Annotated in this window: 12 protein-coding genes; 3 read left to right on the forward strand and 9 right to left on the reverse strand. The window is 45.8% G+C overall.

The annotated features are described in order from the left end of the window. Positions 1 to 93: 93 nt before the first annotated feature. Together yfbR and HR45_RS02690 are read left to right on the forward strand one after the other, a co-directional pair. Positions 94 to 681, forward strand: a complete 588-nt coding sequence (gene yfbR / locus HR45_RS02685; protein ID WP_037439536.1) for a 5'-deoxynucleotidase — start codon at positions 94 to 96, stop codon at positions 679 to 681. 9 nt (positions 682 to 690) lie between these two features. Then, the gene (locus HR45_RS02690) at positions 691 to 2,013 is read left to right on the forward strand and encodes an anti-phage deoxyguanosine triphosphatase (protein WP_037439538.1); all 1,323 of its coding nucleotides are present in this window, start codon (positions 691 to 693) and stop codon (positions 2,011 to 2,013) included. A 9-nt stretch (positions 2,014 to 2,022) separates the two neighbouring features. Here HR45_RS02690 and HR45_RS02695 read toward each other — a convergent pair whose 3' ends face one another. Then, positions 2,023 to 2,655: a YchE family NAAT transporter gene (locus HR45_RS02695; protein WP_037439540.1), complete on the reverse strand. Its 633-nt coding sequence runs from the start codon at positions 2,653 to 2,655 to the stop codon at positions 2,023 to 2,025. A gap of 321 nt (positions 2,656 to 2,976) precedes the next feature. Here HR45_RS02695 and adhE point away from each other — a divergent pair, with 321 nt between their 5' ends. Next, positions 2,977 to 5,583 (forward strand): bifunctional acetaldehyde-CoA/alcohol dehydrogenase, encoded by a 2,607-nt coding sequence (gene adhE / locus HR45_RS02700; RefSeq protein ID WP_037439542.1) that lies wholly within the window; start codon positions 2,977 to 2,979, stop codon positions 5,581 to 5,583. Between the two features lie 49 nt (positions 5,584 to 5,632). Here the strand turns inward: adhE and HR45_RS02705 are convergent, their stop codons facing one another. From HR45_RS02705 to aroA, 8 genes are all read right to left on the reverse strand, one after another. Further along, complete coding sequence (locus HR45_RS02705) at positions 5,633 to 6,181, reverse strand: DUF2058 domain-containing protein (RefSeq protein WP_037439544.1); 549 nt, start codon at positions 6,179 to 6,181, stop codon at positions 5,633 to 5,635. A 2-nt stretch (positions 6,182 to 6,183) separates the two neighbouring features. Continuing rightward, positions 6,184 to 6,888, reverse strand: coding sequence for an orotidine-5'-phosphate decarboxylase (gene pyrF / locus HR45_RS02710; protein ID WP_037439546.1), 705 nt, complete (start codon positions 6,886 to 6,888; stop codon positions 6,184 to 6,186). 21 nt (positions 6,889 to 6,909) lie between these two features. Beyond that, positions 6,910 to 8,070 (reverse strand): lipopolysaccharide assembly protein LapB, encoded by a 1,161-nt coding sequence (gene lapB / locus HR45_RS02715; RefSeq protein ID WP_037439549.1) that lies wholly within the window; start codon positions 8,068 to 8,070, stop codon positions 6,910 to 6,912. Position 8,071: 1 nt separating this feature from the next. Continuing rightward, positions 8,072 to 8,344, reverse strand: a complete 273-nt coding sequence (locus HR45_RS02720; RefSeq protein WP_037439551.1) for a LapA family protein — start codon at positions 8,342 to 8,344, stop codon at positions 8,072 to 8,074. Between the two features lie 123 nt (positions 8,345 to 8,467). Then, positions 8,468 to 8,755 carry an integration host factor subunit beta gene (gene ihfB / locus HR45_RS02725; RefSeq protein WP_037439552.1) on the reverse strand — a complete coding sequence of 96 codons (288 nt, stop codon included), beginning with the start codon at positions 8,753 to 8,755 and terminating at the stop codon, positions 8,468 to 8,470. 82 nt (positions 8,756 to 8,837) lie between these two features. Next, a complete protein-coding gene (gene rpsA, locus HR45_RS02730) occupies positions 8,838 to 10,505 on the reverse strand; it encodes a 30S ribosomal protein S1 (protein ID WP_037439554.1) in 1,668 nt (555 codons plus the stop codon). A gap of 101 nt (positions 10,506 to 10,606) precedes the next feature. Further along, complete coding sequence (gene cmk / locus HR45_RS02735; protein ID WP_037439556.1) at positions 10,607 to 11,302, reverse strand: (d)CMP kinase; 696 nt, start codon at positions 11,300 to 11,302, stop codon at positions 10,607 to 10,609. A gap of 146 nt (positions 11,303 to 11,448) precedes the next feature. Further along, positions 11,449 to 12,732 (reverse strand): 3-phosphoshikimate 1-carboxyvinyltransferase, encoded by a 1,284-nt coding sequence (aroA, locus tag HR45_RS02740; RefSeq protein ID WP_037439558.1) that lies wholly within the window; start codon positions 12,730 to 12,732, stop codon positions 11,449 to 11,451. Positions 12,733 to 13,109: the final 377 nt, after the last annotated feature.

The raw sequence follows: 13,109 nt of genomic DNA on the forward strand, positions 1-13,109 counted from the left end.
GTCTAAAAGACGGCTTTTTTATGCGTCAACGCCTGACAAAAACACCAAAGTTAGCGTAAAGTGAAGCGGTAAGTTCAGTTGTCAGGGAGTTTTATGAGTCACTTTTTTGCCCACCTCGCCCGCATGAAACTTATTCAGCGCTGGCCACTTATGTACAACGTACGTAAAGAGAACGTACAAGAGCACTCACTGCAGGTTGCCAGCGTTGCCCACATCCTCGCTATTATTAGCAACAAAAAATTTGATGGGGATTTTTCACCGGAAAAGGCCGCTACTATGGCGATTTATCACGATGCTAGCGAGGTCTTGACCGGCGATTTACCTACTCCCGTAAAGTATTTCAATAAAGATATTGAACTTGAATACAAAAAAATAGAAGCCATCGCTGAACAACGTTTACTCAGTCTTTTACCGCCAGAGTTTCAGGATGAATTTCGCGAATTATTGATAAGTGAGGAAGCACCGGCTGATTATAAAGCCTTGGTAAAATCAGCTGACACCCTATGTGCATATCTTAAATGTTTGGAAGAATTGCATGCTGGCAACAGTGAGTTTAAATCTGCCAAGACGCGTTTAGAAGAGAGCTTAGATAACAATCCCGATAAAGCCGTAGCGTATTTTCGCGAACACTTCATTCCAAGCTTTAATCTTAACCTCGACCAAATAAATCAATTGCTCTAAGGAGTCGCCATGGAGTTTTGGCAACAGCGTCAATTGCAAGATCAGTCGGCTCGCCGTCAGGACTTGCGTAGTCCCTATCAACGCGACCGAGCGCGCATCATGCACTCGGCCGCATTTCGACGCTTGCAGGCTAAAACTCAGGTACTGGGTGTGGGAATGAATGATTTTTATCGCACCCGCCTCACTCACTCTTTAGAAGTGGCGCAAATAGGAACTGGCATCGCCAATCAACTACAGCAACACACTAATGCCCACATTGATTTACTCGATTCTATGAGTTTGATCGAAGCGCTATGCTTTGCGCATGATATTGGTCATCCACCATTTGGCCATGGCGGTGAAATCGCCCTAAATTATATGATGCGGGAACATGGTGGTTTTGAAGGCAACGGTCAAACACTGCGCATTTTGGCGAAGCTTGAGCCTTATACAGAACATTTTGGCATGAATCTCACACGTCGGACGCTTCTTGGCATAATCAAGTACCCTGCATTGGCGTCTACGCTTGCTAATTATGGTGAACAACCTGAGCTTGAGAGTTTCAGGCAACTAAAACCCGCACACTGGCCCGCAGTTAAAGGTATCTTCGATGCCGATAAGGAGGTATTCGACTGGGTATTAGAGCCTTTTAGTGATAGTGACAGAGAAAGGTTTACACAAACCACAGTTGCCGCAAATGGTGGTCACCATCGTACCCTACATAAATCATTCGATTGCACCGTGATGGAACTTGCCGACGATATCGCTTATGCCGTCCATGATATGGAGGATGCGATTGTCATGGGGATAGTGTCTCGCACTCACTGGCAACAGTTTGTGGTGCCGCGAATGGCTGGTGTTTCTGACTCGTGGATCGGTGATCAGTTAGCCGAGATTGAGGATAAGCTGTTTTCGCACAAACATTATCTTCGTAAAGATGCTATCGGCACCTTAGTTAATGCCTTTGTAACCGCAGTGACTTGGCAAGAGTTTGCCGAATTCCAATCACCGCTATTGAAGTATCGTGCAGTGATGACCCCTGAATATGGGCAGTTATTAGAGATTTTTAAGCAGTTCGTCTTGCGCTACGTGATTCAAAAACCAGAAGTGCAGATGTTGGAATATAAAGGTCAGCAGATTGTGATGGAATTATTTGATGCCCTAGCATCAGATCCCAAACGGCTGCTGCCGACCAATACCAGAGAGCGTTGGCAACTAGCGAATAGCCAACCGCACCAACATCGCGTTATTGCCGATTATATTGCCGGCATGACCGACGAATTTGCTGCGAGACTACATCAACAGTTATTTAGTGCTCGCAGCATCAGCATGTTGGAATTTGGAGGCCAGTAACCGCCAGCGTTAACCTAGCAAGGTTGGAAACAAGCCTTTGAGTCCAGCCGCCATAACTTCGATGCCGATAGACAGCATAAGTAGGCCCATCAAACGGGTGATGACGTTAATCCCCGTCTTGCCCAGTAGCTTGTTAATCGCTGTCGCCATTTTAAACAAGCCATAGCTGAGCATACCAAACAGCAATACTGTCAATGTCATACCACTGATATTGAGCCAACCGCCATGTTCAGCTGCAAACACAATAACAGAGCTAATCGCGCCAGGCCCAGCCATCAATGGCAACGCAAGCGGTACCACTGCAACGGATTCCATCGCGGACGCTTCGCGGTCCTCTTCTTTATTGCGTTTGACTTCGCTGAGCTTACCTTGCAGCATCGACATCGCAATAATGGCGATCAATGAGCCGCCCGCAATTCTGAATGCTGACAATGAAATGCTGAACAGATCAAGAATATACTGACCTGCCACCATGGTGCACAATAAAATCACTACCACGGAAAGATTGGCAACCTTAGCCGTTTGGTTGCGTTCTGCATCTGTTTGATGGCTTGTCAAACTTACAAAAACTGGCAACAGCCCTACTGGGTTTATAATCGCTAATAACCCAAAAAAGAACTTCACATAAAGCGTTAAATCCACTTACGTCACCCACCAATATCCGCGTATATACGTTGCGCACTCCAATTTTCAGGAGGCGTAATTTACTCCTTTTTTTACGCTTCACAAAATGAGTTTTTTTGCTGTTTTGGCATTAATTATTTTATGAATTCCCTGCTGTTTACGATTCACTACTTTAGTGCATTTTGTAATGCTAAATGTAATTTAATTACACAATTTGGTAAATCTTGCGCTTGATAACAGTTTTATTGCGCTTTAAGTAGTAAAAATATTTCACAAGGAGAGAGGTTAACCAAGACTACCTCGGTAGCTTTGATTAAATTTTCTTACAGGACTAACACTATGAAAGTGACCAATACTCAAGAACTGGATAGTTTGCTTGAGCGGGTGGCTGCTGCTCAACTGAAATTCAGCAGCTATACGCAAGCGCAGGTTGACAGAATCTTCCGTGCGGCCGCGCTAGCGGCGGCAGATGCGCGTATTCCTCTGGCTCAGCAAGCGGCTGCAGAAACGGGCATGGGATTGGTTGAAGATAAAGTAATCAAAAACCACTTTGCTTCAGAGTATATCTACAACAAGTACAAAGATACCAAGACCTGTGACATTCTCGAGGAGGATGAAACCTTTGGTACTATCACCATTGCCGAACCTGTCGGCATCATCTGTGGCATCATTCCCACGACTAACCCAACGTCTACCGCTATTTTTAAGTCGTTAATGGCATTGAAGACTCGTAACGCCATTGTATTTTCGCCACATCCTCGCGCAAAAGCGTCGACGGTTGCGGCCGCTAAATTGGTATTGGATGCTGCAATTGCCGCGGGTGCGCCAAAGGACATTATCGGATGGATTGATGAACCAAGCGTTGAACTGTCCAACCAGCTGATGACGCACGCCAACATTAATCTGATTTTGGCGACTGGTGGCCCGGGTATGGTGAAAGCCGCCTACTCATCAGGTAAACCTGCCATCGGTGTTGGCGCGGGTAACACCCCAATCGTGATTGATGAAACAGCAGACATTAAACGCGCAGTTAGCTCTATCCTGATGTCCAAGACCTTTGACTACGGCGTCGTTTGCGCATCAGAGCAAGCGGTTGTTGTCGTTGACGATATTTATGATCGCGTCAAAGAGCGTTTTGCCAGCCATGGCGCTTACCTACTCAACGCCAAAGAAACTGACGCTGTTCGTGGCGTTATTTTGAAAAACGGCAATCTGAACGCCGCTATCGTTGGTCAAAGTGCAGCGAAAATTGCCGAGATGGCCGGCATTAAAGTCGCGAAATACACCAAAGTATTGATTGGTGAAGTTACCGAGATTAATGACGCTGAAGCATTCGCCCACGAAAAACTGTCTCCCTTGCTCGGCATGTACCGCGCCAAAAACTTTGACGATGCGGTAGATAAAGCAGAAGCACTGGTGCAACTTGGTGGCATTGGCCATACGTCAGGCCTGTACACCGACCAAGACCGCAACACTGATCGCGTGCATCTCTTTGGTGCTCGCATGAAAACCGCACGTATTCTTATCAACACACCAGCATCGCAAGGTGGGATCGGCGACCTCTATAACTTCAAGCTCGCACCTTCACTGACCTTAGGTTGTGGCTCTTGGGGCGGCAACTCCATTTCTGAAAACGTTGGGCCTTCACACCTAATCAATAAGAAAACCGTGGCTAAGAGGGCCGAGAACATGTTGTGGCATAAACTTCCCTCCTCTATCTACTTCCGTCGCGGTAGCTTGCCTGTGGCATTAGAGGAGCTTTCTGATAAAAAACGCGCGCTGATCGTGACCGACAAGTTCCTGTTCAACAACGGCTACGTTGACGAAACCGTGGCGATACTCAAACGTTTAGGACTTGAAACCGAAGTCTTTTACGAAGTAGAAGCAGATCCAACCTTAGGTGTTGTGAAAGCCGGTACTAAGGTGGCAGAAAACTTTCAGCCTGACGTTATCATTGCGCTCGGTGGGGGCTCACCGATGGATGCCGCAAAAATCATTTGGGTGATGTACGAGCATCCTAACGTCGACTTTTCGGATTTGGCGATGCGTTTTATGGATATTCGTAAACGTATTTATAAATTCCCGAAATTGGGCCGCAAAGCGACCATGGTCGCCGTTCCGACGACATCAGGTACTGGTTCAGAAGTAACACCGTTCGCGGTCGTTACCGACGAAGTCACCGGCACTAAATACCCGATTGCTGATTATGAACTCACACCAAACATGGCCATTGTTGACCCTAACTTGGTGATGAACATGCCTAAATCACTGACGGCCTTTGGTGGTGTAGACGCCATCACCCACGCGCTGGAAGCCTACGTCAGTGTCATGGCAAACGAGTTTAGTGATGGTCAAGCGCTGCAAGCATTAGAGTTGCTTTTTAGCTACTTACCTGAGTCTTATGAACTTGGCGCTGATGCACCGGTTGCACGTGAGAAGGTACATAACGGTGCAACTATTGCGGGTGTTGCCTTTGCCAACGCCTTCTTAGGGATTTGTCACTCAATGGCACACAAACTAGGCGCCGAGTTCCATATTCCACACGGTTTAGCAAATGCCCTATTGATCTCCAATGTCATTCGCTTTAATGCCACTGATGTGCCAACAAAACAAGCGGCATTCAGCCAATATGATCGCCCTAAAGCCTTGTGCCGTTATGCGGCGATTGCTGATCACCTAAAACTCACGAAGGGCAAAAACATCAGTGATGAAAAGAAAGTAACACTGCTGATTGATGCATTAGAAAGTGTCAAAGAGCGCTTAGGTATTCCTAAATCGATTCAAGATGCGGGCGTTAATGAAGCAGACTTTCTCGCTAAAGTCGACAAGTTGGCAGTGGATGCTTTTGATGACCAATGTACTGGTGCCAACCCACGCTACCCGTTAATCAGCGAATTGAAAGACCTGTTACTGTGTAGCTTCTACGGAAAAGTTTACAAGGAGTAACATCTGCAATATGCAGATATGTTAACGGCCTCTTCGGAGGCCGTATTTTTTACCACATCAAATCGTCAGGAATGACGTAATCAGCGTATGGATCATCCTCTTCCACTTCTGCCGCTTCTTGGCTTGCATCGGCAGTCCAGAGATATCCACACCATGCAGGCACTAACAAATTAACGCGTTCGGCAAGTTTATGGGGCACTAGATAACTTTTTTCTTCAAGCCGTACTATGCCCAAACGGCCATTCAACAACTGTTGTTGAACTTTGTTATCAATGAATAGCGAGTGGATTTTGTTTTCCAAGGTAAAGTTAAACTTTAACTCGCCATCTTTTGGTAAGCCAATCGCGTGTTTACGGATCTCAGTTACTAAAGAACGTACCAGACCTTTTTCAGTCGCTTCAGCAAAACGCTGTTCGTTTAACGCTTTGTCGCGCTCGGCTTGTTTCGCCTTTTGTTGAGCAATCTGATGTTTGAGCTCTTGACTGCCATCATCGATATTCGCTTTGCGATTGCGCTTTTTTTGCGTTTTTGCGTCGCGAACCTTTTGTTTACTGGTTAACCCAGCTTTGAGTAGCTGTTGTTGCAGTGAGTTAGCCATTTTTATTCTCCTACTAGGATAGAATGGTGAATGGCTTCCAGTGCTGCCAGAGGATCGGCGGCCTGAGTAATTGGGCGACCAATCACTAAATAATCAGCGCCTGCTTGCAACGCTTTGCTCGGCGTCATAATGCGTTTTTGATCGCCAACGTCAGCACCTACAGGACGAATGCCAGGCGTAACCAATTTGAAATCTTCACCCAATTCGGCTTTTAACATGCTTGCTTCCTGGGCAGAACAAACAACACCATCCAATCCTGCTCGCTGAGTAAGCTTAGCCAAACGCAGCACTTGTTCTTGTGCCGTGGCGTTGATACCTAACAACTGCAGCTCTTCACTGCTCATTGAGGTCAGCACAGTCACCGCAATCAATAGTGGTGCATTTTCCCCATAAGGTAGTAAAGCCTTTTTTGCCGCTTCCATCATGGCTAAACCACCACTGGCATGGACGTTTACCATCCAAACGCCGAGTTCAGCTGCTGCTGCTACCGCCTTGGCCACAGTATTCGGAATATCGTGAAATTTCAGATCCAAAAATAGATCAAAGCCGCGATTGTGAATTTCTTTGACTAATTCCGGCCCAAATAAGGTAAACATCTCTTTGCCCACTTTTAAGCGGCAAAGTGCTGGGTCTAGCTTATCTATTAATTGTAAGGCCTTAAATTTGTTATCGAAATCAAGAGCGACAACAATCGATTTTTCGGTCATATGTTCTCCAATAAAAGACGGCTATTCGCCGTCCAGTCCTCTGATATGTTTAATACTGCCCCAGCTTTTACACGAAGGACAATGCCAATATAGTGTATGAGATGGAAAACCACATTCACTACATCGATAAATAGGTCTTGAGCGAATTTGTTGCTCAACTAATTTTTCTAGCATCGCCAAGCTGTCTTTGGCTTGGCCCTCTTCCGCTTGCGACAACTGCATCTTCATCAAAAATTGAAAACCTTTCATGGTCGGATGACGGTAAAGGTTGTCTAGAATAAGAGATTCGGCCGCTTTTATATCGCCATCTTCAACCAACATTTTCGCTAAGGCGATAATCACCGAGGCGCCAGCGCCCTTTTCTACAGCGAGTGCCAAACGACGCTTTAACGCTTCGCGGTCTTGTGTCAGTTTAGATAACTCGTTAGCTGCTGTCAGTGCATCCACAACCAAGGTCGGCGCTTTATCAATCAGTTGGTCAAGTGCGTCCGCTGCTTGCTCATAAAGCCCTTGTTCGATATAGCGTTGCAGTAATTTTAGCAAGGCTCGCCCGCAGCTGCCGTCTTGCTTAATGGCTTGTTTTAGCAGTTGAATTTGCGCTGCGATTTCGGAGCTTTCTTCGGCCAACTGGCAATAAAAATGAGCCAGGACGGGCTTAAGCGATTGCTGTCGTTTACGCGGTAGTTTCTTAATAATATCGATGGCTTTTTGCCATTCTTTGGTCATTTCGTAGATGGAGATAAGCTGACTTTCGGCTTCTTCTGAGTGGTCATCTAACTGTATGAGATTAAGAAAAATTTCTTCTGCGCGGTCGTAAAAGCCAGCGGCGAGAAAATCTTTGCCCAGTTCCATCATGGCTAAATCCCGCTGTTCATTGAGCAGAGATGGTCTGGCAATCAGATTTTGGTGGATGCGGATAGCGCGATCCACTTCACCACGTTTACGGAATAGTGAACCAAGTGAGAGGTGGGTATCAATCGTTTCGTCATCAACATCTAACATGCTAATGAACATATCGACCGCTTTGTCCGATTCATTGGACAACAGAAAATTTAGTCCGGCGAAATAATCGCGACTAAGCTGCTTTTGCTGCGACGACTGTTTTTGCCGAAGATTACGTCGCCCCATGTACCAACCATAGGCAACGGCAACTGGCAACAACAGAAAAAACAGCTCTAACATATTAGCTGTCGCTCTCCTGCTGTGCGGCTTCTAGAGTCATCAATCTGCGCCGTGCGCGTTTCAAAGAAAGTTTCAACCTGAGAATGTAGAAAAATGCGACTAACCAGCAACAGACAAAACCAGCGAAAAAAACTACTGCTAAAACTAGCGGTAAACGATACTCACCTTCAACCACAAAATAGTTGATGGTCACCAGTTGCTCGTTTCTAGCGCCAAAAATTAACGCAATAATAAATAGCAGAGCGACGATTACAGTGACAACAAACGATTTCACTTTCTGCTCCTATATCCATGTTCAATTTGCTGATTATCCAGTAATTTGACGATTGCTACCAGTGCTGACGAGTTCCAGATATAAAAAAAGCCCCCAGTAGGAGGCTTTTTATACGCAAGAAGCTTAGCTAATAGTAGCGTCAACTCTTTCTCGTAATTCTTTACCTGGCTTAAAGTGAGGCACGTATTTACCATCCAGTTCTACAGAAGTACCGGTTTTTGGATTACGGCCAACTCGAGGTGCACGATAATGCAGAGAGAAACTACCGAAACCGCGGATCTCAATACGATCACCAGTTTCTAATGTTTTCGCCATTTGCTCCAACATCTCTTTTACGGCACTTTCAACATCTTTTGCTGATAACAATGACTGCGTCTCAGCAAGCTTTTCGATAAGTTCGGATTTTGTCATCCTAATCACCCCTATTTGTTAAGCCAAACAAATTTAGCCTTTGATATGGGAAGGTACATCATGCACCTTCCCTATGGCAAGCTTACTTACGAGCCGCTTTGAACGCTTCTGCCATTGCGTTACCGATAACAGCTTCTTCCTGTTTGTTCAGGTTAGCCATTACTTCTTTCTCTTCTGCTTCGTCTTTTGCACGAATAGACAGAGAAACGTTACGGTTCTTACGGTCAACGCCCATGAACTTAGCTTCAACAGCATCACCAACGTTGAACTCAGTAGAAGCATCTTCTACGTGTTCGCGGCTGATGTCAGCAACACGGATGTAACCTTCAACAGCGTCGGCCAGTTCAACAGTAACACCTTTAGCGTCAACTGCAGTAACAGTACCTGTTACAATAGAACCTTTCTTCTTGTCTGCCAAGTAAGCGTTGAATGGATCGTCTTCAGTTTGCTTAACGCCCAAGCTGATACGCTCACGTTCTGGATCAACTGACAATACAACTGCAGTGATTTCATCACCTTTCTTGTACTCGCCAACAGCTTCTTCGCCAGCAGCATTCCAAGAAATGTCAGACAAGTGAACCAAACCATCGATGCCGCCGTCCAGACCGATGAAGATACCGAAGTCAGTGATTGACTTGATCTTACCAGTAACTTTGTCGCCTTTAGCGTAACGGTTAGCGAAGTCGTCCCATGGGTTAGTCTTACATTGTTTCAGACCCAGTGAGATACGACGACGTTCTTCGTCGATATCCAGTACCAGAACTTCAACTTCATCGCCCAAGCTAACAACTTTAGATGGGTGGATGTTCTTGTTAGTCCAATCCATTTCAGAAACGTGTACCAGACCTTCAACGCCTTCTTCGATTTCTACGAAGCAACCGTAGTCAGTCAGGTTAGTTACGCGACCAGTCAAACGAGTGTTTTCTGGGTAGCGCTTGCTGATTTCCAACCATGGGTCTTCGCCCAGTTGTTTCAGACCCAGTGATACGCGAGTACGTTCACGGTCATATTTCAGCACTTTAACTTCGATTTCATCACCGACGTTAACGATTTCTGATGGATGCTTAACGCGTTTCCATGCCATGTCAGTGATGTGCAGCAGGCCGTCAACACCGCCCAGATCTACGAATGCACCGTAGTCGGTCAGGTTCTTAACGATACCTTTAACAGATTGACCTTCCTGCAGGTTTTCCAGCAGAGCATCGCGCTCAGCACTGCTTTCAGATTCAATAACAGCGCGGCGAGAAACCACTACGTTGTTACGTTTCTGATCCAGTTTGATAACCTTGAATTCCAGCTCTTTGTTTTCCAGGTGAGCAGTGTCGCGAACTGGGCGAACGTCAACCAGAGAACCAGGTAAGAATGCACGGATACCGTTCAACTCAACAGTGAAACCGCCTTTAACTTTGCCGTTGATAACGCCGATAACAGTTTCGTTATCTTCGTAAGCTTTTTCCAGAACGATCCAAGCTTCGTGACGTTTCGCTTTTTCACGAGACAGTTGAGTCTCACCGAAACCGTCTTCAACGCTATCCAGCGCTACATCAACTTCGTCGCCAACAGCGATTTCTAATTCGCCTTGAGCGTTTTTGAATTGATCAGCAGGGATTGGGCTTTCAGATTTCAGGCCGGCGTCAACCAGCACTACACCGTTTTCAATGGCAACTACAGTACCACGAACGATAGAACCTGGGCGGAATTCCAGTTGTTGAAGGGATTGTTCAAACAGATCAGCAAAAGATTCAGTCATGTGTAATTAACTTAATTTAAAAAGCCATGCTACGTCCTGAACATGGGGTTATGTAAATAATTCATCAATTCCATTTGATGAATACCAAAACTGCAGATGTATTAAACACCTGCAGCAGATAACTTGTCTTCGATATATTTTAGCGCTTGCGCAAATACATCTTCAATAGCGAGACCCGTGGTATCGATGAACAAAGCATCTTCAGCAGGCACAAGTGGTGCAACTGCACGATTCATGTCTCTGAAATCACGGTCTTTAATCTCACCTAAAAGGGTGTCGATGTTAACATCATGCCCCTTCTCTCGCAACTGATTATAGCGCCGTTGCGCGCGTTCTTCCGCAGAAGCGGTTAAAAATAGTTTCGCTGGTGCATTGGGGAAAACGATGGTGCCCATATCACGGCCATCGGCAATCAAACCAGGTTCCATTTTAAAAGCACGTTGACGACGTAAAAGTGCTTCGCGCACTCGCGGAAATACCGCTACGCGAGAAGCTGCATCCGAACACTCCTGTGAACGAATACTATGGGTAACGTCTTCACCTTCCAGCACTATTTTTGATGATTCGTTCTCTGAGGCGGCAAAAAACTGTACATCGAGATGCGATGCCAACAAGGTAATCGCTTCTTCGTTGTCGAGTTCGACATTGTGATGAATTGCTGCCAAAGCCAGTACTCGGTATATCGCACCGCTATCCAGAAACTTCCAACCTAAATGGCTGGCAAGTAGCTGACTAATCGTTCCCTTCCCTGCACCGCTAGGACCATCAATGGTGACGACAGGCGCCCGATCAGACATACATTCCTCCAAGTAATAGTTTTTCGAAAGGGCTTATTGCAACGCCCTCGAAAATGAGCGGACGATATTATATATCAATATCGTCCCCAAAGTCGGCGCTTTTTGACAAACATTTGTTTAAATGCCGAAGCGTTCGGCATTTTTACTTAATGGCAGGCAAGCAACTGAAACTGCGCAAAGTAGTCAGGAAAGGTTTTGGAAGTACAATCTGGGTCGTTAATTGTGACCCCTGCATCACTGAAAGCCACTAATGAGAAACACATCGCCATACGGTGGTCATTGTAGGTATCAATTTCTGCGTGTTGCATTGCAACAGGTGGTGTGATTTTGATGAAGTCTTCGCCTTCAACGACCGTAGCACCCACTTTACGTAGTTCAGTCGCCATTGCGCTGAGCCGATCGGTTTCTTTAATGCGCCAGTTATAGATATTGGTGAGTTGCGTATCTCCTTCGGCAAACAAGGCCGCTGTGGCAATGGTCATCGCCGCATCTGGTATATGGTTCATGTCCATATCGATACCGTGCAACTTACTGCCACGCGCAATGATGAAATCATCTCCCCACTCGATATCGGCGCCCATAGCCGCTAGCGCATCAGCAAACTTAACATCACCTTGAATGCTTAGCTTACCCACACCGGTGACCTTAATTTCACCGCCGGCAATAGCCCCCGCCGCCAAGAAATAGGATGCTGAAGACGCATCACCTTCAACAAGCAAATTACCAGGTGCAATATATTGCTGATTGCCTTTTACATGAAAGCGTTGATATTGCTGGTTGTCGACACTTACACCAAATTTGGCCATCAGGGCTAAGGTGATATCAATATAAGGTTTAGAGACTAATTCGCCGACCACTTCAATATTGACATCACCTTTGGCAAGTGGCGCGACCATCAATAGTGCCGTTAAAAATTGACTTGATAGCGCACCCGAAATCTTCACTGTGCCACCGGACAATCCGGAACCAAGGATATTCACCGGCGGGAAACCATCATTTTTCAGGTACTGGATGTTAGCACCTAGCTGCGCGATCGCGTCGACCAGATCTTTGATCGGGCGTTCTTCCATACGCGGTTCACCTGTGAGTTCAAAATCCCCCGTTCCTAAGGTTAACGCTGCGCACAAAGGGCGCATCGCGGTGCCGGCATTACCGAGGAATAGTGATAACGGACGCGAACTATTAAATGGGCCGCCGTTCCCCGTCACAGTACAGGTACGTTTATCCGCTGACAGTTGGTACTTGATGCCTAACTGGCTCAATGCGGTCAGCATATGCCGAATATCATCGGAATCTAGCAGGTTGGTTAAGGTGGTGGTCCCTTTTGCCAATGCTGCTAACAATAAGGCTCTATTAGAGATGCTTTTTGAACCGGGAATATTCACTTCACCGTTAAAACGATAGACTTTGTTCAGGTGTAACTGCTTCATAATATGTTCTATTTCTTGTGGCTATATAAGTTTTGCGGCTAGCGAGTGAGGTGCTCAGCCATGATGTTGTTGATTAAAGTAAGTTAAGGTGTCTTAAAAACTCTACGATACCTGTCACCTGAATTATGTCTTCGTGCCTTTAAAGTAACCCAATGGCAGGGCAATTCAACGATTTTTTGTAATACTTAAGCATTACAGCACAAATAATCACCAATAATGGGTTTTTCGGTGAACCGTCAACAGAAATGTACAAAGATGAATAATTCCGTTCATTTATCTGTACATGTGATAATTTTTCTTTGAAAATAATGCAGATTAACACGAGCGGCTTTAACCGCTATGCTAACAATTCTGTCACACATAACAATAAACGGAAG

The organism is Shewanella mangrovi (genome assembly GCF_000753795.1).
In the GTDB taxonomy this organism is placed as follows: domain Bacteria; phylum Pseudomonadota; class Gammaproteobacteria; order Enterobacterales; family Shewanellaceae; genus Shewanella; species Shewanella mangrovi.